This window comes from Paenibacillus sp. 1011MAR3C5 (assembly GCF_003591485.1).
Lineage (GTDB): Bacteria > Bacillota > Bacilli > Paenibacillales > Paenibacillaceae > Pristimantibacillus.
This window is the reverse complement of record NZ_QZCF01000005.1, coordinates 344,790-365,067: the sequence shown is the minus strand read 5'-3', so window position 1 is coordinate 365,067 and position 20,278 is coordinate 344,790. Positions and strand designations below refer to the sequence as shown.

General features: G+C 49.6%; 20 protein-coding genes. 2 read left to right on the top strand and 18 right to left on the bottom strand.

Features of this window, described 5'->3' with window-relative positions; translation table 11 throughout:
* Positions 1-10 precede the first annotated feature (10 nt).
* The 14 genes from D3P07_RS17560 to D3P07_RS17500 all read right to left on the bottom strand — a co-directional run bounded on the left by D3P07_RS17560 (position 11) and on the right by D3P07_RS17500 (position 13,699).
* Positions 11-1,462 carry an SWIM zinc finger family protein gene (locus tag D3P07_RS17560; protein ID WP_119801545.1) on the bottom strand — a complete coding sequence of 484 codons (1,452 nt, stop codon included), beginning with the start codon at positions 1,460-1,462 and terminating at the stop codon, positions 11-13.
* Positions 1,463-1,729: 267 nt separating this feature from the next.
* Positions 1,730-1,945, bottom strand: a complete 216-nt coding sequence (locus D3P07_RS17555) for a hypothetical protein (RefSeq protein WP_119801544.1) — start codon at positions 1,943-1,945, stop codon at positions 1,730-1,732.
* Positions 1,946-2,060: 115 nt separating this feature from the next.
* The gene (locus D3P07_RS17550; RefSeq protein WP_119801543.1) at positions 2,061-3,116 is read right to left on the bottom strand and encodes a Cfr family 23S rRNA (adenine(2503)-C(8))-methyltransferase; all 1,056 of its coding nucleotides are present in this window, start codon (positions 3,114-3,116) and stop codon (positions 2,061-2,063) included.
* A 102-nt stretch (positions 3,117-3,218) separates the two neighbouring features.
* Positions 3,219-3,359 carry a hypothetical protein gene (locus D3P07_RS27125; protein ID WP_182914383.1) on the bottom strand — a complete coding sequence of 47 codons (141 nt, stop codon included), beginning with the start codon at positions 3,357-3,359 and terminating at the stop codon, positions 3,219-3,221.
* Between the two features lie 184 nt (positions 3,360-3,543).
* Positions 3,544-4,500: an SDR family NAD(P)-dependent oxidoreductase gene (locus D3P07_RS17545; RefSeq protein ID WP_119801542.1), complete on the bottom strand. Its 957-nt coding sequence runs from the start codon at positions 4,498-4,500 to the stop codon at positions 3,544-3,546.
* Positions 4,501-4,770: 270 nt separating this feature from the next.
* A complete protein-coding gene (locus tag D3P07_RS17540; protein WP_119801541.1) occupies positions 4,771-6,024 on the bottom strand; it encodes a chitinase in 1,254 nt (417 codons plus the stop codon).
* Between the two features lie 222 nt (positions 6,025-6,246).
* Positions 6,247-6,603 (bottom strand): nucleotide excision repair endonuclease, encoded by a 357-nt coding sequence (locus tag D3P07_RS17535; protein ID WP_119801540.1) that lies wholly within the window; start codon positions 6,601-6,603, stop codon positions 6,247-6,249.
* A 309-nt stretch (positions 6,604-6,912) separates the two neighbouring features.
* Positions 6,913-8,586: a DUF6138 family protein gene (locus D3P07_RS17530; RefSeq protein WP_119801539.1), complete on the bottom strand. Its 1,674-nt coding sequence runs from the start codon at positions 8,584-8,586 to the stop codon at positions 6,913-6,915.
* Between the two features lie 300 nt (positions 8,587-8,886).
* Positions 8,887-10,365 (bottom strand): Lsa family ABC-F type ribosomal protection protein, encoded by a 1,479-nt coding sequence (locus tag D3P07_RS17525; protein WP_119801538.1) that lies wholly within the window; start codon positions 10,363-10,365, stop codon positions 8,887-8,889.
* A 292-nt stretch (positions 10,366-10,657) separates the two neighbouring features.
* The gene (locus D3P07_RS17520; RefSeq protein WP_119801537.1) at positions 10,658-11,149 is read right to left on the bottom strand and encodes a DMT family transporter; all 492 of its coding nucleotides are present in this window, start codon (positions 11,147-11,149) and stop codon (positions 10,658-10,660) included.
* Entirely contained in the window at positions 11,146-11,862 is a 717-nt protein-coding gene (locus tag D3P07_RS17515; protein ID WP_119801536.1) for a Crp/Fnr family transcriptional regulator, read from the bottom strand. The genes D3P07_RS17520 and D3P07_RS17515 overlap by 4 nt, the downstream gene beginning before the upstream one ends.
* 37 nt (positions 11,863-11,899) lie before the next feature.
* Positions 11,900-12,328 (bottom strand): DMT family transporter, encoded by a 429-nt coding sequence (locus tag D3P07_RS17510; RefSeq protein ID WP_119801535.1) that lies wholly within the window; start codon positions 12,326-12,328, stop codon positions 11,900-11,902.
* Positions 12,329-12,535: 207 nt separating this feature from the next.
* Positions 12,536-12,718 carry a hypothetical protein gene (locus D3P07_RS17505; RefSeq protein WP_119801534.1) on the bottom strand — a complete coding sequence of 61 codons (183 nt, stop codon included), beginning with the start codon at positions 12,716-12,718 and terminating at the stop codon, positions 12,536-12,538.
* Positions 12,719-12,904: 186 nt separating this feature from the next.
* Entirely contained in the window at positions 12,905-13,699 is a 795-nt protein-coding gene (locus D3P07_RS17500) for an AraC family transcriptional regulator (protein WP_119801533.1), read from the bottom strand.
* 123 nt (positions 13,700-13,822) lie between these two features.
* Here D3P07_RS17500 and D3P07_RS17495 point away from each other — a divergent pair, with 123 nt between their 5' ends.
* Positions 13,823-15,049 (top strand): MFS transporter, encoded by a 1,227-nt coding sequence (locus D3P07_RS17495; protein WP_119801532.1) that lies wholly within the window; start codon positions 13,823-13,825, stop codon positions 15,047-15,049.
* A 104-nt stretch (positions 15,050-15,153) separates the two neighbouring features.
* Here the strand turns inward: D3P07_RS17495 and nagA are convergent, their stop codons facing one another.
* The 4 genes from nagA to D3P07_RS17475 form a co-directional block, all read right to left on the bottom strand.
* Positions 15,154-16,308: an N-acetylglucosamine-6-phosphate deacetylase gene (gene nagA / locus D3P07_RS17490; RefSeq protein WP_119801531.1), complete on the bottom strand. Its 1,155-nt coding sequence runs from the start codon at positions 16,306-16,308 to the stop codon at positions 15,154-15,156.
* A complete protein-coding gene (locus tag D3P07_RS17485) occupies positions 16,298-17,089 on the bottom strand; it encodes a DeoR/GlpR family DNA-binding transcription regulator (RefSeq protein ID WP_119801530.1) in 792 nt (263 codons plus the stop codon). The genes nagA and D3P07_RS17485 overlap by 11 nt, the downstream gene beginning before the upstream one ends.
* A gap of 198 nt (positions 17,090-17,287) precedes the next feature.
* Positions 17,288-18,061, bottom strand: coding sequence for an arylamine N-acetyltransferase family protein (locus tag D3P07_RS17480; RefSeq protein WP_119801529.1), 774 nt, complete (start codon positions 18,059-18,061; stop codon positions 17,288-17,290).
* An 82-nt stretch (positions 18,062-18,143) separates the two neighbouring features.
* A complete protein-coding gene (locus tag D3P07_RS17475; RefSeq protein ID WP_259391558.1) occupies positions 18,144-18,605 on the bottom strand; it encodes a GNAT family N-acetyltransferase in 462 nt (153 codons plus the stop codon).
* Between the two features lie 270 nt (positions 18,606-18,875).
* On the opposite strand from D3P07_RS17475, the gene D3P07_RS17470 reads away from it, so the two are divergent.
* Positions 18,876-20,120, top strand: coding sequence for a chitinase (locus D3P07_RS17470; protein ID WP_119801528.1), 1,245 nt, complete (start codon positions 18,876-18,878; stop codon positions 20,118-20,120).
* The last annotated feature ends 158 nt before the right edge of the window (positions 20,121-20,278 follow it).

Genomic DNA, 20,278 nt, shown 5'->3' with positions numbered 1-20,278 from the left:
TCTCTCTCCTCTAGTACAGCAGCCGAATGATTCGGCGCTCCGTGATGATGCTCATGGGCTGGACTTCCAGGCGTCCGGTATCGACATCATGCCGGAACATCACTAGTGCAGCCTGTTTCTTCAGATCATCCGCCGGCAGCAGCGGCAGAATATCTTCGAGACGCTGGGGAGCGGTAGTCATAGTCGATACAACGGGAAGATACTTGTCTTGCGAATCGCGAAGGACATACCCATCCTCCGTCTTCTCGATCGCCTCATAAGCGACCAGCTTAACGGGATTGCGGCCTGACAGCGGGTTCTTGATCCCGTTCTTGACGGCCTTCACCACATCGGAGTAAGATGCTGCCGCAAGCGTCTTCACCGCTTGATAATCCGCATCCGAGGCATCACGGTGCTGCGCTTTCTCCCACCGTACTCTGGCATTGCTGTCACCGGGATAGAGGAACAGCTCTTCGGTTTGCACGACAGCGTGGAACGTATCTTCTTCCTTGATCGCTTTGGCAGCGCGGAAGGGGCGAAGATGCCTGGTGCTATGTACGTTACCGTCTTGCAAATCCACCCACCATCCGGCATCGACATATTCGCCGCGCGCCGTATCCGTATAAGACAAGAAGGACAATTGCAGCAGCTCTGCATCCCGCTTCACCCGGCCCAGCTCCCTGAGCTCGGCAAGCTGCCAAGCGTGTCCCAGCAATTCCTCCAGCGCCGTCTCCGTATCCTGCGGCGAATCCGGATCAGCGAGACGCTGCTCCAAGTAGCTTCTGCCCTTCCGCACTAGCGCATGAAGACGAATAAGCTGCTCCATAGCCCGGGAATATACCGCTTCCCTATTTTCCTCCTCCGTCAGCAGCAACACTAGCTCTTTTAGCTCCGCTTGCGCTCCCGGAATATAATAATTGCCTAATTGCTTCGCTTGATCTCCCAGCAAACGTATCGTTTGCTTGTCTATGCCGCCAAGTCCATTCTGAACGGTCTGCAGCACCAGCTTCTCCAACAGGCTTAAACCTTCGATTTGAGCGTTCATCTTTTTACTCAGAGCGGATTTGTTCACCTTCCGTTTGACTGGAGGAGCCTCTCCTCTCGCCTCTGACGATTCGGCTTCCTTCTTCTTCTCCTCGCGTTTCTCCGCCTTCTCACGCTTATCCGCGATATCTGCAGGAATCTCGGCTTGCTCGAAGGACTTCCCGAGAGCAAATGCGTACATTAAGCCAAGCGCATGCTTGCACGGAAATTGCCTGCTCGGACAGGAGCAGCGGGATACAGGACTCTCTTGCTGGATGAAATCGACCGAACAGCGGTACGGTTCCTTGCCGCTGCCCTTGCACTCGCCGAATAGGAGCGTGCGATCTTCTGTTATGCGCAGCACCTGGAAACTGTTCTTTTTGACCAAATCCCGGCCATTCTTCATCGCCCCTGCATTAGGGGCCAAATGATCGATATAGACTTCCGTTAGAAAATTCATGATCTACCTCGCTAATGATGATGGAATCGTAATACCTTCTACATGAGACGCCGATTTCCTTTTACGGAACATGCCGCCTTAATCCAAGGCCTCCTAGTAACGTATGCCGGGCTGACACCCAGCCATTCCTCCCAATTGACTTTCACTTGGCGATATAGGCGGTCATATCAGCACAAAAAAGGACTATACAGATATGCTGCCGGATGCAGCACATGTATAGTCCATCGACACTTTTATGGTTTTTTTTTAATAATGCGGCTTCGCATCTTACTTCATCATGCGCAGCAGTTTCTTGTACAGCTTGTCAAGAATGTGGTTGATCCATTGCGTCAGTCCATATAACAACAACACGGCGGCGACGGCCATGAGCGTCAATAACAAGACGCTGCTAATCGTTATGGTTTCCTGCATTAATCCCCGAATGATCAGGAAGGCATACGTCAAACCGACAAGCCCGCTGCCGATCCAGAACCAACGTTTCATTCGGACCACATCCTCTCCTGGCAAGCTATTCATAACAGCTCGCGCCTGATTACCGACAGAAATCCGCGTGTTTTACTGCAGACAACCTGCCTAAAGTATACCAGAAACCAACCATTCAGCACGATTCCCTTGGTGTACGTGATGGCTCCAATCCATAAAGCTGCCCGCAGCCGGCCTGAATATCCGAGCCGAATTGCGTTCGGACTGTAACTTGAATGCCTTTGGCCTTCAGCACTTGCACAAAGAATCGGACGCGCTCGCGGTCAGACTGCTCATAGTCAGGCGTCTCTTCCGTTGCATTATAAGGGATCAGATTGACATGATACAGATGCTCCCATTCTCCTCTTCCTCTTAGCAGCTCTGCCACAGCTTCAGCATGCTCCGCTCCGTCGTTCACGCCTCTGAGCATGATATAGGCAATGTACACTTTGCGCCCCGTCTCCTGAATATGCTCATCCAGTTCCTCCATGACATCGCGGATTGGGTACCGGTCGTTAATCGGCATGAGTGCACTTCGCTGATCATCGAACGGCGAATGGAGCGAGAAGGTCAGGTTCACTTGCGGAAATTCCCGTCTGAGACGTTGTATCCCCGGCAGAATGCCAATGGTAGATACCGTAATTCTGCGCTGGCCTAATCCAAACAAACGAGGATCGGTCATCACCCTCAGCGCTTCGAACAGATTAGGATTGGCGAGCGCCTCTCCCATTCCCATAAAGGCTACACTGTCCAGAGCATACCCGTTCAAATGAAAGTACAGGAGCTGATCGGTAATTTCATCAACGGTGAGATGGCGCTTTAGCCCCATCGTTCCGGTGGAGCAGAACCGGCAGCCGAATCCGCAGCCGCATTGAGATGATATGCAATAGGAATCCCATCCTCTCTTGTAGCTTAACCTGACGGCTTCGACCCGTTCATTCCCCGCAATTGCGAATAAGAATTTGCTGGCCTGATCCGATCGCTGCTCCAAAACCGGGGTTACAGAGGACACCCGATTGCCCAGCTGTTCCATTAAGGCATGCCGCAAGGATTGGGGCAGCATATGCATCTGTTCATATTCGCCGATCCTCTGCTTAAAAATCGCTTCTGTAATTTGTTTATATCGATATCCTGGCTGCTTGATGCTTTGCAGGATGTGTTGAATCATTTCATATTTGGATGTTGGCTTCATCAATATCTCCCTTTAGCTCGGAGAAAGCACAAAAAAAGCACCAGCGAACCGGTGCTTTTCTGCATCTTGCGTTAACCAACTATACGTCGAAGAACACTTTGCCTATGACAAAGAGCGCAAAGTGTGACGATCTATAGGAGGATAAAGCTCCGGTAGCTGTTTGTTGTAGTTGTGAACCATGCCGGCAATCGCATTCGTTGACAGGTTCACTAATACATCTCCAACTACTAACAACATCAACATCGCTTCATCCTCCTTCCAAAACATAAGAATACGTTCATTCAATAACATACCAGCTAGTGGAACTGTAGTCAATCCGTTAGTATTGATTATGGTCTGAAAGATAGTACAGCAAAGTAATCTATATAATTGATTAACCAATTACAAGTGCTGAAATAAAAGGGTCTTTTGCTGATTAGACCCTAGCTTATGGGGTTTGAAGCGATTTTATGGTTGCCGCGATGCCTTGTTCGAATGCGGTCTTGCGGATCGGGCCGATATGCTGCTCATACTTCTTCCCGCTTAATACCACAGGGTCTTCCGTCAAATAAAGCATCTCGACGATTTCTTTCATGACCGGAACGCCCATGCCAATGAGGGAGAGACCTATCCGTCCCAGCGGAATGACGGCTTTGGAATTTCCGCTAGCCTGCTGCGCAATACGCACAATGTCGCGGCCTGAGATCAAACCCGTGCCAGGAATATTCCAGTTCTGCCCGTAAGCGTGGTCGTGCTTGGCAAGCTCTACGATCATGGCAGCGGCATCTGGAAGATAGACGTATTCGCGTGGAGTACGCATATTGCCGATAAAAAAAGCCATTTTCCCTGCCGCTATCGCTTCTAGCGTAGAGCCCAAATACGATGCAGCATTAGCGGTTGGACCATAATAATCCGGCAAGCGCGCTATGATGACATTGGACCGGGACCATCTTCCTCTGTCGAACAGCATATGTTCAAATTGCAATCTGGTTTTTCCTTTTCTCGTATGGGGCTCCTTCGGATGATTCTCATCCACCCGATCCGTCTGTCTTCTTCCGTACGGATAGATGCCGTCAATGGCTACGATGTTAATGCCAAGCCGATTAGCCGCTTCCATAATCGCTTCCCCGAGCGGGATCAGCTTGCTCTCCATCACGTTGTACGGAACGTTGGCGCAATGAAACAACACATCCGCGTCCTGGGCCGCGGCGATGATGTCTTCAGGCTTTAATGCATCACCCTCCGCAAACGACAAGTTCGCATATTCGCCTATTCGTGCCGACAGCTCATCCAGCTTCTTGCGCATACGTCCGAAGGCGATCGTCGGTATGCCTTGCTTCGCCAGCTCTTCTGTAATCGCTGCGCCCGTGCCTCCTGTAGCGCCAATAACGATTGCTTTCTTCATCTTGTTCAGCTCCTTGTAGGTTTCATTGGAATATTCTTATCATATGACGAAATTAGTGATTGGTCAATCACTAATTAATTGATCAATTACTAAATGGCTTGAATGCGCACATTTTAATCTATTACAACATGCAGGAATCCGTGTAGCAGGAAGCGACAGATTCAACTTTACGGACTTATCTGCAATTAGAAAGATAAAACAGCAACAGTCCAGGACCTTTTTACGTCCTGAGCTGTCGCTGTTTGGATTCCATCCTGTGCAGCCTTCGTTTTAAAATGGACTCATGCCTGCAGTGTCTACTTTCTCCCCGTCTATCGAAATCCCCATTTGAGAAGTAATTTTACGATAAAATCCAACGCGGCGACCAATGCGACGGTCGGTTTCGTCCAGGTTGCCTTCCAGATTGCCGTTAATAATCATAATGGTGATGCCAAAGCCTGCCTGTGTTAATCCTTTAGAAATATCCGATTCAGCAGGCGTCCAGTTGCCCACCATTACATCATGAGCGGAGGGCTTCGGTGGCTGCGGGGTCATCCAGAACAGGAGTGCTGTCATAAAGCCCAGCTTGCCGTCATTCACAATAAGCTCAGGCTGTTGAAGCAGTGTATCTTTGGTGCCATAGATAATTCCGCTTATCAATCCATAATTGTAATTCCAGCTTAGCTGAATCGGCCCGCGGCCATGATAGGATTTGCCTTCTGCTGGCGGAAAGTTGTCATTTGCTTCAACATAATTGACCGTATCGGTGTTCATATAAGCTATTTCCTCGTTCCAATATAACCCCCAAGCAAGCGGTCCTCCAGGGGATGTTGGCGCGCCTCCGCCCGTTTCATGCGCAATGTTGGCAAGGAATGCCGCCAGCTCTCGCTTTCGATCCAAGTCAGACCCTTCTTTGATAAAGGAGCCAAAATCAACCGTTTGCGATAAAACCGGAATCTTCCTGTTAGGGAGTGTGTTAAAGTTAGCGTTTTGGTAAATAAGCGTTTCGGTCTTTGTTTCTTTATCTAAACGAAATACGCGGCTGTTGCTTGTATCGTCCTCTCTGTATTCAACCTTATACTTGATATTAGCGACATCCATTATGGCCGCAATCAAGTTGTCATAAGAGTAATAGTCGGTTTGATCTGCATGGTAATAGGCTTGATCAGCGGCAAAGTTATGCCATTCTTTCGTGCCAATCCGGTAAGGAAACAGTTGATCGAAATTCTTACGCGACAGTGCGCTTTGTACAGCGGCAACGGCATTGGCTGGTGAAAATTGCGGATCTATTCCGTCCCACAAGGATAAAATCTCGGAATCCGTAAGTATGCGGCTTTGGCCAACCCGTAATTCATCTAAAGCTTCAGATTCCATTCCACTTCCCCCTGCAGTTTCCTCCTCAGATGAGAGCGTTATTGGTGCTTGTCGTTTTAATTTCGCAGAATGTGAAAAGGGATTGGATGCTAAATAGGTGAACAATAATCCCACAGTCAATGCAACAGCCATAATAAGAACAATACTCTTCCATGTCATCCCGGTTTTCATGTTCCACCTCCAATTCTGGAAACAAAAGCACGATTCCAATTATAGTCATATATACAATCGTTTTCTATAGGAGTAATCAACGATAATTGATAGACATCCCCCTAATTCACAAATCGAACACTTGCAAAAAACACAAAAAAGGCTGGCTTCATGCGATGCCAACCTTAACCATTTACATTAAAAACGAGCCCCAAAAGGAGGCTCAAATGTATTGAACGACCGTTACTTGTATAGCACTTTATCTACATTGTATTTGGCTTTGAGTTCGTTGATAATAAACGTTTCATAAATTTCTCTATGAACAGGGTCCTCCACGATACATACCTCGATTTTGGTCACTTCGCTCCTGTGATTTTTCATGACGGATACGGTATCTTCAAAGTGTTTTTTGATCCGAGGTCTGAGCTTACGCGCTTTGCCGACAAACAGGAGCTCATCCCGTTCATTGTAGAACATGAAGATCCCCCCTGTTTCTCTCGAAATCAGATGGAAATCTGTAAAACCGTAAATATGACTTAACTCAGGCTCTTTCTGCTTGTGTATAGTCACATCTGGCGTTGGAATTGTTATTTGTATCATGTACATCCGCTCCTCTTTTACCTTGCTTGCTCATAAGAATATCCTACCTATTATACCTGCTTTTATTCAGGATGTCCTGCTTAACCTGAATGCCCATGTTTTTGTATAGATACATGGGAGCTAAGTAGGAGCGTATGCTGACTTAACGCTTTATGGCAAGAGGATTTTTGAAATTTGTATAGCGAATGATTGTAAAGAAACGGCATTACATCTTGCTTTATCAAGTCGTTAAAGAGCTGCTGCAATACGATCCCTCTTAGAAAAAATAACTATGGCATAGTTCTGCTTTTCCAGCTTTTTGTGAATCCGTCAAGCTTTACCCGCCGTCTTTAGCAGACGAAGCAGCAGCTCCTTGCGCGGTTCTTGCGCCTTGCGAGCCAATGCAGCCAGCTTATCCGTCTTGCCCCAGATCGGGTACAGCACCCGCTCGGCTTCGCAACCCTTCAAAGCCTCAATATGCTGCACCAACATGGACAGCTTGTCCTCGCTTTCGAGCTCCGGCTGAATCCTTAGCTTCAACGATTCATGTGAGCGACGCAGACAGGCAACCAATGCCGGAGCCGAGCGTTCGGTTATCCCATGAGTTTCAGCAAATACGCCCGTGAACTTGTCGTGTGCCAGCTGATGCTCATCATCCACAAGTGCCATGTAATCTTCAACGAGGGGAAAATACCGCTCATCCGCAAGTCCCAGTCCGAAAACGGCATAACTGCCCGGCATTACGCTTTTTTCGCCTTCCGTATCTGCGTACCATTCAAACTCTTCCATCGCCTCGCGAGCATATTCCTCCAGTAACGGATGCAGTTCGGTATAAGCCAGTGCATTCGCAAAAAAACGATGCGTATCCGATTTGGCAAGCCCCTTCACGGGCAAGACCAATTTTACGCTGGATTTCAGTTTAATTTTGCAGCTTTTCGGAAAACCCTTTCGTAGCAGGGAGAGAATAAACGATATCGCCCGTTCGTACGTACGGGCTTCCTCCTTGCGAATCACCACCGTAATGAGAGAAAACACATCATTCGCCTTGCATTCGGCCAACTCATGGCGCATATGGACATCTTCTTGCGAGAAGCTGCCGCTTCCTTCCTTCAGCATGCGACTGGCTTTGCTGCTGCCAAGCTGCGTGGCAAGCTCCAGATACGTCTGGCCCCTTGATTTGCTATAGCTCGGCTCATAACGAAGAATCATCACCGCGCCGTACAATAAAAGGTCAATAGGCTGATTCGGCTCGTTTTTGTTTTCCAAAGCTGCACCCGGCTTGATCTCATATACATTGGTCCTGTATTCGGAACGGGTAATATCGATGTAACGCGGCAGGAATACTTCCTCGGCCCAACTGGTCAAAGCTTGGATCATATGGCTACGATGCTCTGAGAGCGCTTGTATCCGTTCTTTGTTAAGCTCCTGAATTCGGTCGAATAAAGCAATCAACTTACCAACTTCCAATTCTTGAAATAAATGAGGATCGAGCAGATGGCGCGTCAAAAAAAAGGTTTCAAGCGGCTTGGTCGGGTAAGAACCCTGCTCCAGTTTTTTCTCGATGTAGGTATGAATACGCGCCAGAAGCTGCCTCTGCTTCTCTGCATTTACGGTTTCCAGCACCAATAATTCCACAGTACCATCTGTCGAAGCGAAGCTGCCCTTCATCGTAAACCGGTAGTCGATGAGTGGCGACGTCTCCAGCTTCTCCAGCTTCTTCTTTACGAATTCCGCAAGCAGCGGCTGAACTTCCTGCACAATCTGCTCCCTCGTAAAAGGTGCAGCCTTTATTGGCTTCTTGTCCGCATCATCCCACCCGAAATTCAAACTGTCAACAATAGTTCTGCCTGGCCGATAATCTAGGGTAGCATCGTTAAAGATGCCGATTTGCAGTGTAGTGCGCTTAACCGCGCTTTCCACGTCCTTTCGATTCTCCTGTTCGTCAAACCAAGCTTGAATCGCGCTTTTCATCTCTTCCAGCGCATCTTCCTGCCATGTGTTCATCTTCCCCCGCCTTTCCTGGAGCTTCATTAGCTGATCTCGCGATGTCCTCACACTTAACTACAAAAAATAGGTATTAACGTTCGCATCCCCTATTATTTTACATGTCGGAACACTTCCGGAACAATGAGTCTATCGTCTGGTTACTGGATGGCATGCTTTAATCGATCTGTTGAGCATTTGGTTTGCTTCATGAAAGGAAAGGGAGAATATAAAAAAAGAAGCACACCCTTAGTACCGGGCATTGTGCTTCTTTCCCAATTAGCAATTCTCGAATACGTCAGACTGTTGCTCCGTTTCAATTTAAAGCTCGATCGTCTTGGTCGCAATACGGCTTACAAATTCTCTATCATGCTCAACAAACAGAATGGTCGGCTCGTATTCCAGGAGCAGCTCCTCGATCTGCATGCGGGAGATGACATCAATAAAGTTCAGCGGCTCATCCCATATATGCAGATGGGCTTCTTCGCACAAGCTCTTGGCGATGAGCACCTTTTTCTTCTGACCGCCGCTGTATGCGGAGATATCCTTCTCGAACTGCAATCTGGAGAAGTCCAGCTTTCTGAGAATCGCCTTGAACAAGCTCTCATCGATGCCATGCTCCCTGGCGTAGTCGGTCAGATTGCCTTCAAGATGCGACGTGTCCTGCGAGACGTACGAAATCTTCAGTCCGCTCCCCACTCGGAATGTGCCGGAATGGCTGATCGGTTGGCCAAGCAGCAGCTTGAGCAGGCTGGACTTGCCGGAGCCGTTTTTGCCGGATAACGCGATTCGCTCGCCTTTCCCAATGGCAAAGCTGATGTCCTTACAGACTGTCCGGTCTCCATACTGAATCGACACATGATCGAATTCGGCCAGTTGGTCCCTGTGATAGTTAAGCTGTGCGATCTTCAGGCTTTCAGAGCTTTCGATGTTTTTCAGAAGCTTGGATTTATCGTCAATCGCGGATTGCTGGCGCTGCTCCATTGACTTGGAACGCTTCATCATTTTGGCCGCTTTATGCCCGACGTAGCCTTTGTCCACCTTGGAGCCAGAATTTAGGGTGCCGTTTTTCGACTTCTCCACTTCATCCGACCAGCTGCTCGTTCGCTTGGACGCTTCGGACAACCGCTTGATGTCCTTCTTCAGCTTATCGTTCTCTGCCAGCTCATAGCTGTCTTGCCTCTGCTTGTTCTCCCACCAATCGGAGAAATTGCCCTTCTGAATGTCAATATTGGTCCGGTTGATGGACAAAATATGGTCAACGCAATTATCCAAAAACGCCCGGTCATGCGATATCAATATATATCCGCGCTTGGACTTCAAATAATCGCTGACCAGTTGTCTTGCGCCCATGTCCAAATGGTTCGTTGGCTCGTCGATGAGCAGGAAGCTATTCTCCTTCAGAAACAAAGCCGCAAGCAGCACCTTCGTCTGCTCCCCGTTCGACAAGGAGGAGAATGGCCGGTACAGCACCTCTTCCGAGACATCAAGCAGCGTAAGCTCCTTCGCCAGCTTCCAATACTCGTAATCCGGGCAAATCTCATCGACGATGTCGATCGCCATATGGTCCCGATTCTCCACGTGAAACGGAAAGTAGTCAAAGCTTACCTTGGCCGATATCGTGCCGCTGTACTCGTATTTCCCCAGCAGCAGATTCAGGAACGTCGTCTTGCCGCGCCCGTTCCGGCCCGTGAATCCCAGCTTCCAATCGGTGTCGAGCTGAAAGCTGACCCCTTCGAATATATTGTCGTAGCTGCCATCGTAGGCAAACGTAAGATTCGATACTTGAATTAATGACATATAGGATATCCTCCCTGTACAAAAAAATAAGAGCTGCAAGAAAGACGCCCTCTCGCAGCTCAAATCCAATTATACAGCCCTATCCAGCCAGCAAATGCCGGAAATGAATAGAGGTATCCCGTTTGAGTGAAGAAGATGCAGTCTTTCTTGCATACAAAAAATAAAACAAGCGACGTTGTCCGTTCGGTTCATCTTGTTTTATTGTCTCGTATCGTGCGCAAGAAATCCTACATCGATCCTCTTCACTCCAATCCTTAATTTACAGCCATATTACCATAGCCTCATCCGTTATTCAACCGTTAGCCGCATGAGGCTTCACTTGCTCCGCCTTTTTGACGGGTTCTCTTCGCTGCCCCTTTACCTTATACATCACCAATCCGGCAATGAGCAACACAGCGCCGATCGCTTTCTGCGGGGTCAATGGAACCTCCTGCAGGCCAAACCAGCCCAGTGAATCCCACCATAACGCGCAAAGCAGCTGAGATGCCATCACAATCGCAATCGCGTAGCTGGCGCCGAGCTGCTTGACCCCGTTCACCACGCAAGTAACAACGCCGATTCCAAGCAAGCCGCTGAACCAATACCATATGGGCATGGAGCCCATATCGAAGAAGCTGCGCCCTTCCATCAGCACGCCCATTCCGAATGATGCAAGCAATCCCATGCCCAGCACAAGCGCCGATGTCGTCTGCGAGCTTACAGCTAGGCTGACTTTGTTATTGAACATCGTCTGCACGCTGATCAGGCAGCCTGCCGCCATCGCCATTACAATTCCCCAAATCATGGCTTTTCTCTCCTGTCCTCAGTTTCATAAATATTTCGTCCCGCTACCCGGCTCAAGCCCTGACGGTCCCTTACGATAAGCAATCCCCTGTCCCGCTTCACCAATCCATCGATTATGAAGCCAAGCAACACCCGATTCATATGCCGATAGCTCGTTCCAAGCAGGCTTGCCGTATCCTTCATCGTGGATATCGCCACCCCTTCATTCGCATCCCCGCCGCTCGCTGAAGTGACGGATAACAAATAACTGGCGAGCCTGACTTCTACCGGATGAAGCAGATTGAAGCTAAGCGACAAAGATTTCGAATAAAATTTTTCCGTAACCTTATCAAGCAGAAACCGCAAAAATCGGGCTTCCTCGTCTAATTCACTAAGCAAACGCTTATGGAAGGCGATCGTCTCCACTTCCGTAACTGCCGTCACGGTATTGAGATTGTCCCAGCCCCGTACACCCTCGATCTCGCCTAGAATACCTAGAGGCTTCATGAAAGCGACCAGTAAGGTGTTCCCTTCGAACGAGGTTGTATAGACCTTGACCTTACCTTGTACAAGGAAATGAATGTACTGCGGCTCTTCCCCTTGCTTGCACAGCTCCTCCTCCGGCCTGAATCGGAACAGCTTCAGATGTTTTTGCAGTAATCCTGGCAATACATCAGCAAGCTGAAACTGCCGGATATAGGCTTCGATTCTCTCTTCGATATGGCATGCTTTCATCGTTCATCATTCCTTATCTCCATATACAGCGCCTGGCTTAGAAGGTTAGACATAGGATGCCAATTACCATCAATCCTAAGCCGGCCCATTGCGTTCCCCGCAATGTAACGACAGCCGATGCACCGAACCAGCCGGCTTTCTCCATCATCAGGGTTGCGATCATCTGCGCGATTAACAGTGATGCGACAGTCAATGCCGCGCCATTCTGGTGATAGGCTGTTATGTTGCTGAACAAGATAAACGCAGCAAACGCTCCGCCGAAGCGATAGACCGGCTTGACCTCCTTCAGGTTGCGCCACGACTGGTCGCCGAGCAGCAATACAATCAACAAGGCAGCTATAAATCCCGTTCCTTGCGTAAGAGTCGCTGCCTGCCATGTGCCAATTCGGTCGCCAATCGCCGCGTTAGCTGTTCCTTGCAGGGTCAAGAAGGCTCCCCCCAGCACCGCATAGATTACGCCTTTCATTTCCCGCTCTCTCCCCCTTCTTATATCCTACCTCTTATTTAACGATAAGGAGACAATTGCAGGAAAGGACATATGTCCTCAGCATGAGGGAAGAATCGCATCCATCCTACTTCTATCCCTGCCTTGCGGCAAAAATAAAAAGCCCGCGGCTAATCGCCGGGGCTGGCAGCATCCTGCTGCGTAGCTTGCTCTCTCTGTTCTGCGGATCTACGCGTCTTTGTTTCTCGCTGTCTGCAGTGCGCTCTCATTGTGATGCAATTCCTTCAGCATGGATTGATAGACATTGCTTTCATTCACGCTGAGCCCTTTCTGGTTGTCCTTCAAAATCATACGATAGATATTGCGCTTCAACAGTTCACTCTTCCGGCCCAACTCTTCTTTGTAAGTCATGTCCAATCACCATCCTCTACATTTCCTATCTATTATATCGGAGATGAAAAAACATGAAAAACCGCATATGACGACAATAAAATTGAAAATTCTCGCCATTTCCTGAAAATGCCGCCCAGAGAAGTGATGCTCGAAAAGTTGCTCCCGTATGCTCGCTCAGACGCCCCAACATCCGATTTACAAACCTTACATCCCCCGAAAACTCTCTGGAGTCATACCTGAAAACTTCATAAACACCCGATAAAATTGGCTGGGACTGGAAAATCCTACATTAAAGCTGATGTCTGTCACCGTATGCTCACTCTTTCGCAGCTGCCGCTTCGCTTCCTCCACCCGTAGACGAAGCACATATTGATAAGGCGTCACACCCATTGCCAGTTTGAACGACCGGATGAAATGATAGCGGCTCTGAAGCGCGACTGCCGCTAGCTGGTCAATGTCCAGCTGCTCTGTATAGTGAGAGCGAATATATTCGAGCACTTGCATCATGCTCCAATCCGATGCCCGCTCCTCTAACTTCGCTGGCTCAGCTTTCGACTGCCGCCCAGCGGCAAGCATAGCCCCAAGCTCAGCAAGCGCCAGAGACTGCGACTCCTCCACAGCCAATGAATCCATATGGTCCATCGCGATGAACCGCGACGCACAACGCTGGAAGTAAGACAGCATGGCAGCGGGCGCGAACGGCCTCTGAATCGGCCGCTCCTCCCGGTAGGCTTGCCCGACCAGCTCATCCTTCGCGATAACGATAATAATGCCCGAATCATTGCCCATCTGGAAGCAATGTCGATCCGCAGGGTTCACGACGAGTCCTTCGCCTGCTCGCAGCTCCATATACCGGCTCTCGTAATGAAACTCGCAGCTTCCTTTGATCGGTACGGTAATTTGATATTCATGATGATGGGCATGAGGGATATTCACGAATTCATTCTCTATTTTGTGCAGCTCGATATTTGGCAATATAATCTGCATTTGTGTCTGCATGGCACTCACCCTGGAGTAATTATAGCAATTATTGCGGGAATAGAAAGCATTTTTTGCGACGCGCGCGGCAGTACCTATCCGCTATGATGTAGTCTAAATCTACTAGAATAGGATGTTGAGAACATGTCGCACACCGCAACGGCCCTCCGGGCCAACCAAACGGCCATGACCGTGCTGCTCGGCGTCAGCATGGCGCATCTGCTGAATGACGCCATGCAGACCGTCGTGCCCGCCGTCTTCCCTATCTTCCAGGAGCAGCTCCAGCTTAGCTTCGTTCAGATCGGCTGGGTGGCATTCACACTGAACATTACAGCCTCCGTGCTTCAGCCGCTCATCGGGATCTATACGGACCGGAGACCAATCCCCATGCTGCTGCCGCTCGGCATGGTATTCTCGCTGCTGGGCATGATTGGGCTCGCTGTCGCTCCAAGCTATACGATCCTGCTGCTTGCTGCTGCACTCATCGGAATAGGCTCCTCCGTGCTTCACCCGGAGTCGTCTCGCGTCGCTCATCTGGCGGCTGGCAAAAGCAAAGGCTTCGCCCAATCGGTGTTCCAGGTAGGAGGCAATGCCGGTCAAGCTCTCGCACCGCTCATGGTCGCCTTCGTTATTAGCCCTCGGGGACAATACGGCTTTCTTTGGTTCACGCTGCTTGCCGCCATCGGTATTCTGATTCAATACCGGATTAGCAGATGGTACCGCGAGCAAACCTCCGCTGCCGCTGTCGCCAAGCGCAAAGCGAGCACATCAGCCGCTGCCGCCAAGCGATTCAGCAAGCCATTTATTGCTTTTGTACTGGGCATCCTGATCATGATGCTGTTCTCTAAGTTCGTCTATCTGGCAAGCATGACGGGCTATTACTCCTTCTACTTTATGGAGACCTTTCATCTGCCGCTTGAGCGGGCCCAATTGGCCTTGTTCGCCCTTCAGTTCGCCGGTATGATCGGCACCTTCCTGGGCGGGCCGCTTGCAGACCGATTCGGCAGACAGCGCATTATTTGGTTCTCTATATTCGGCACGGCGCCGTTCTCCCTGCTTCTTCCTTATGCAGGACCTACTGGTTCCATCTTGCTATGTATCGCAATTGGCTTGATCCTGATGTCCGGGTTTTCGGTCATTATCGTCTATGCGCAAGAATTGCTGCCAGGACATGTCGGTACGATTGCCGGATTGTTCTTCGGTCTATCCTTTGGTCTAGCGGGACTTGGTTCTGTTGTCATGGGCTGGCTGATGGATACGCACAGCGTAGAGCTGATGGTCAAGGTATGCTCCTTCCTGCCGCTGCTCGGCCTGTTCGCCCTGTTCCTGCCCAAAGATTCGAAGATCATGGGGCCGCGATCGAAAGAATAAGTTGCGAAGTTTATATGTTTGCATAATATGTTCTTTTCATAAAAAGAGAGAGCTGTCCCTTAGTCTTGTAAGACTTTTGGGACAGCCTCGACGATTGTTATGAATTACCGTTCCGGAATCAGCTCGCCATTGATTAGGGTCCACTCCACCTCGAACCGATCGTTCAGCAGCACCAGATCGGCATCATAGCCGGTAGAGATGTTGCCGATCTCATCCAGTCCCAATATTCTAGCCGGCGTTGCCGAAGCCATCTGTACGGCATCGCTTAACGAAATGCCGGCTTCAATCGCAAGCCTGAGCGCTTCATTCATCGTGACGGTGCTGGAAGCCAGCGTCCCGTCCTTTAATCTAGCTACGCCTTCGACGACTTGAACCTGATGACCGCCGAAGACATACTCCCCATCGCCTAGTCCCATCGCTTGAAGTGCATCCGTAATGAGCACCATTCCGTCAGCTCCTTTCATACGATGCATCATCCGCACAATGGCAGGATGCAGATGAATGCCGTCCACAATGGCCTGCAAACTGACATGCTCTTCCTCAAAAGCGGCTACGACGAGCCCGGGATCACGATGATGAATGGGACGCATCCCATTAAAGCAATGGGTGACATGGCTGGCTCCCGCTTCAAACGCCAGCTTCGCTTCCTCATAAGTTGCATCCGAATGGGCAAGGGCGATGACGACATCTTTTTCCTTCAGGTAGGCAATCAGCTCCATCCCGCCGGGCAATTCTGGCGCGATCGTCACCATCCTGATCAGTCCCTCTGCCTCGCGGAATATTAGCTCCATCTCCTCCAGATCGGGATGCCGCAAAAACTTCTCGTTCTGCATCCCCTTACGCTTGGGATTCAAGTAAGGACCTTCCAGATGCAGCCCGGCGATTCTCGCACCGGACTCTTTGCCGATTACCCGTTTGACGCTGCGTATCATAGCCAGCAAATCATCCATCGACGAGCTCACTGAGGTAGCCAAAAAAGCCGTGCATCCTGTAGCAGCACATGCGCGCGACACCTGCTGGATACTCTCCTCGCTGCCATCCATCATATCGAAGCCGCTCGCGCCGTGGATATGGACATCGATCATTCCGGGGATCAGCAGGCAACCAAGGCCGTCAATCCGTTCATACTCGCCATTGGGAAGTGCCGATAAACCGATATCGATTTTCTCGATTTTACCAGCTCTGATCCAGACGGCTGCGGGTAGAACCTCATTGCCAGAATGCGGAATACATACATTGTGGATTACTTTACACGCCATGCTGATTCTCCTCTTCATTTAAGCTCCGGTCACACTCAATGACCGTAATGTTTTTCTGGTCCAGCACCTCATGGATTTCGGCGGGGATGGCTTGGTCCGTAACCAAAATATCTACCCTGTCAAAATCCAGCCGATACACCGATTTGCGATTAAATTTGGTGAAGTCCGCCAACACAATAACCTGGTCCGATCGGAGCGCCATTTCCTTTTTTACCGAGACATCATCTTCATGCGGGTAGTACAGGCCATCGCTATGGATAGCAGAGGCCCCTATGAACGCCTTGTCGGCTCTAACTTCCTTCAGCTTGTCGATCACGGACGGCCCATACAACCGCCGATCACGCGCATGCAAGTAACCGCCAAGCACATAGACTTGCAAATCCTCTCTTCCGGAGAGAATGCCTACAATATCAATCGAATGCGTAATCGCCATCAGCTCAGCAGCCCTCATATGCTCAGCGAGGCACTGCACGGTCGTAGACACATCCAATAGGATGGTCTCCCTGTCATGAATCAGCTCTGCTGCTGCCTTTCCGATTACCCGTTTCCGATCGGATTCTTCGATTAATCGATCCTGATAAGTCGCTATTTCTCTTTTCAATTGAGGCATGGCGACTCCGCCATGCGTTCGGATGACAACCCCCTCTTGCACCAGCTTCACAATATCCCTTCGCGCGGTGTCTCTGGAGATGCCCAGAAGAGAACAGATATCCACCACGCTTATGGAATGGTGTTCTTTCAAGTAACCAAGGATCTTAAGCAACCGCTCTTCTTGATACAACTGACCACCTCATTTTACATACATCTTACCATAAGATATAAGTATTTTGGATATATATTTAAGTAATTGTAAGTATTTAATGATGCTAATTTAATTATTATTGTACCCTTTTACGTTTTAGGGCAAGCAAAAAAACCGCATAAAGATGCGGTTTAGAGTACGTTCATGCTCAAACTGTGTTGAAGCTATGCTAACCCATTATTTCGACGATTCATCATGCAGTACAATACCAAAATAAGTGCTAAGCGCTTCGGCATACTCCGATTCATTGGCAGGTGTAAATGTATGCACGCCGTCCTTTCTGAACAGACGGAATTCATCGTCCGCAATCGAATTGCGGCCATCCTTGGTATGAATCGCAAGCATTTTGACGGATCTAAAGATCGAATCCGGCGCATGCTCGCACCAGTACGACGCCATCAGAAAATCCTTTGCAAGCTGCCGCTCCTCTGTAAAGGAGAACAAACGCGACCATTCGCCATCCTTCCGCTCCATTAACAGCCAGCCGAAATCATCATCCCGATCCAGGCGGTAGCATTCTCCGCCTTGCAGCTGCTCCAGCCCTTCCTGCAGCAAGAGCGGGCGCCTCGGCACGACTCCGCCTACCCCCACGTCGCATAGATAACGGGAATCCCCTATCTTCACCAGCAGTACATGATGCCTGCGCTTAGGCGGCAGATCCGTCTCGTCCCTCCAGAATCGGGCGAAGCAATCGGTCACGTCATAGTGAAGCTCGCGCAGCAGCCATCCGAACAGCGCATTCAGCTCGAAGCAATAGCCGCCGCGTCTCCGCTCCACGATTTTACGATAAATATCCTTCGGCACCAAGGAAAGCGGCTTGCCCTGCAATATGTCCAAATTCTCGTACGGCACCGATTGCAAGTGACGCTCCTGTAGCTCCGCCAGTACCTCCGCACTGCCGTCAATGATTCCTGTATAGCCGATTCTCCGCAAATACGATTGAGCGTCCATCTCTGTTCCCCCATTGAAAATCAGTATGTAAGCCTCTCCTTATCTTACAATACACCGGACATTCTGGCATCTGCTTTAATGATCAGCCTAACTTTTTCATATAACCGACCAAGGTCATACGGCTGTTAATGGAATGCTTATATTCCGTGCGCTTATAGCCCATCTTCTCATACAATCGGCAATTTCCTTGCTCCTGAAGGATCGTCTGCAGCTCCCATACTTTATGCTCCGGGAACAATCCCTCCGCCAATCGAATCGCTCTCTGCGCGATGCCTCGGCCCTGAAATTCCGGCAGTACAAAGATCGGACTGATCCATGCGCTGTTCTGACGCTGCACGATACGAATGGCGCCCACAACTACACAGTTAACAATAATGGTGTAAAAACGTCCATTCCGAATTTTATCGATTAGACGATCCAGCGGCTCATTGGCCGGATTGGTATCGTCATCCATATATTTGTGCAACAAAGGCAAAAAGGTACGTTTCTGCATGGCATGGAGCTCTTCAGCTTGTTCAACCTTCACCTCTACTAATTCAATCATGATCTTCCCCCTATTATGAAATAACCACAGCATTTCACGAACATTGATAGGATTAACTGTAATATTTAATATAGTTAAGTGAATATAATCAATAATTTACAATTGATAACATAAAAATAATAGACTATCATTGAAGTGCAAGCGCTTTAACTTAATAGATTCTTCCTGCGAAAGGAGTGAGGCAGAACGAACCGTTATGAGCGAGGTATGATTCACTCAGCTTAGATTGGATCGTCCGACATCATCATAACTTTTTGGGAGGGATTTGTAATGAAAAGCAGTATGGCCAAATATTTGTTAATGATCGTTATCGTAATCGGAACTATTCCCTTATATTCGCTTACAGCTTTTGGTGCTTTGGCTACCCCCACATTGAATGTCAGCGCTTCAAGCGGAACTTGTAATCTTAGCTGGAACGCCATATCCGGCGCAACGGGTTATGATATTTATCGGAACGGCAATTGGTACAGATGGGTGAGCACGCTATCGACCGCCGATACCGGGTTATCGAACGGAACCGCCTACACCTATACCGTCGCCGCGCAGAACGCGAACGTATCTCCGATCGACACTTCACCGCAAAGCGCCAGCAGGACGTGTACGCCAAGCTCAGGCGGCGGTGGAGGCTCCTTATCCGCACCAGCCCTGAACGTCAGCGCATCTAGCGCCACTTGCAGCTTAAGCTGGAATTCAGTATCTGGCGCGACCGGATACGATGTGTACCGGAACGGCAGCTGGTACAGATGGACGAACGGTCTATCCACAATTGACTCCGGATTATCGAACGGTACGACTTACTCCTACACCGTCGCAGCTCAGAACGCCAACTCTTCACCAATCATTACTTCTCCGCAAAGCGCCAGCAAGAACTGTACGCCTAACGGCACAACCAATCCAACTGGATTTGTCGTCTCCCAAGCCCAATTCAACCAAATGTTCCCTAACCGCAACTCCTTCTATACGTACTCCGGCCTAGTAGCCGCCTTATCATCTTTCCCTGCATTCACCAATACCGGCAGCGACACGATCAAGAAACGGGAAGCAGCCGCCTTCCTGGGCAATGTCGCTCAAGAAACAGGCCATCTCCAGTACATCGTCGAGATTGACACAAACAACTATCCATTATACTGCGCCTCGAATGCGCAATATCCTTGTGCTCCAGGCAAGCAATACTATGGACGCGGCCCGATCCAGCTGAGCTGGAACTATAACTATGGCGCTGCGGGCGCGGCACTCGGCTTGCCGCTGCTGAGCAACCCGGATCTGGTAGCTCAAGATGCGTCTGTAGCATGGAAAACCGCACTTTGGTTCTGGGTAACGCAAACAGGCGCCGGCTCGATGACTTCACATAGCGCGATCGTCAATGGTGCAGGCTTCGGCGAGACGATCCGCACGATCAACGGATCGCAGGAATGTAATGGCGCCAGACCGGATGCCGTCAACAACCGGGTCAGCTATTTTACGAATTTCGCCAACATACTTGGCGTCTCCACGGGCAATAATCTTACCTGCTAATGTATGATGAGGAAATCCTTCATGAAGTTTGAAGAAATATCTAGGTTAGTGTGGTCTGCGTATATGTTTCTCCGCATATAGAAATGAAGTTTAAGTCGGACAGGCGCGCGGTCACTCGCTCAGCCGCATGCCTGTCTCTTTGTATGAAGTAACGAGGA

Excerpts from the sequence above, each read along its gene's own strand:
- D3P07_RS17560 (WP_119801545.1), bottom strand. The coding sequence starts at position 1,462 with ATGAATTTTCTAACGGAAGTCTATATCGATCATTTGGCCCCTAATGCA.
- D3P07_RS17555 (WP_119801544.1), bottom strand. The coding sequence starts at position 1,945 with ATGAAACGTTGGTTCTGGATCGGCAGCGGGCTTGTCGGTTTGACGTAT.
- D3P07_RS17550 (WP_119801543.1), bottom strand. The coding sequence starts at position 3,116 with ATGAAGCCAACATCCAAATATGAAATGATTCAACACATCCTGCAAAGC.
- D3P07_RS27125 (WP_182914383.1), bottom strand. The coding sequence starts at position 3,359 with ATGTTGATGTTGTTAGTAGTTGGAGATGTATTAGTGAACCTGTCAACG.
- D3P07_RS17545 (WP_119801542.1), bottom strand. The coding sequence starts at position 4,500 with ATGAAGAAAGCAATCGTTATTGGCGCTACAGGAGGCACGGGCGCAGCG.
- D3P07_RS17540 (WP_119801541.1), bottom strand. The coding sequence starts at position 6,024 with ATGAAAACCGGGATGACATGGAAGAGTATTGTTCTTATTATGGCTGTT.
- D3P07_RS17535 (WP_119801540.1), bottom strand. The coding sequence starts at position 6,603 with ATGATACAAATAACAATTCCAACGCCAGATGTGACTATACACAAGCAG.
- D3P07_RS17530 (WP_119801539.1), bottom strand. The coding sequence starts at position 8,586 with ATGAACACATGGCAGGAAGATGCGCTGGAAGAGATGAAAAGCGCGATT.
- D3P07_RS17525 (WP_119801538.1), bottom strand. The coding sequence starts at position 10,365 with ATGTCATTAATTCAAGTATCGAATCTTACGTTTGCCTACGATGGCAGC.
- D3P07_RS17520 (WP_119801537.1), bottom strand. The coding sequence starts at position 11,149 with ATGATTTGGGGAATTGTAATGGCGATGGCGGCAGGCTGCCTGATCAGC.
- D3P07_RS17515 (WP_119801536.1), bottom strand. The coding sequence starts at position 11,862 with ATGAAAGCATGCCATATCGAAGAGAGAATCGAAGCCTATATCCGGCAG.
- D3P07_RS17510 (WP_119801535.1), bottom strand. The coding sequence starts at position 12,328 with ATGAAAGGCGTAATCTATGCGGTGCTGGGGGGAGCCTTCTTGACCCTG.
- D3P07_RS17505 (WP_119801534.1), bottom strand. The coding sequence starts at position 12,718 with ATGACTTACAAAGAAGAGTTGGGCCGGAAGAGTGAACTGTTGAAGCGC.
- D3P07_RS17500 (WP_119801533.1), bottom strand. The coding sequence starts at position 13,699 with ATGCAGACACAAATGCAGATTATATTGCCAAATATCGAGCTGCACAAA.
- D3P07_RS17495 (WP_119801532.1), top strand. The coding sequence starts at position 13,823 with ATGTCGCACACCGCAACGGCCCTCCGGGCCAACCAAACGGCCATGACC.
- nagA (WP_119801531.1), bottom strand. The coding sequence starts at position 16,308 with ATGGCGTGTAAAGTAATCCACAATGTATGTATTCCGCATTCTGGCAAT.
- D3P07_RS17480 (WP_119801529.1), bottom strand. The coding sequence starts at position 18,061 with ATGGACGCTCAATCGTATTTGCGGAGAATCGGCTATACAGGAATCATT.
- D3P07_RS17475 (WP_259391558.1), bottom strand. The coding sequence starts at position 18,605 with ATGATTGAATTAGTAGAGGTGAAGGTTGAACAAGCTGAAGAGCTCCAT.
- D3P07_RS17470 (WP_119801528.1), top strand. The coding sequence starts at position 18,876 with ATGAAAAGCAGTATGGCCAAATATTTGTTAATGATCGTTATCGTAATC.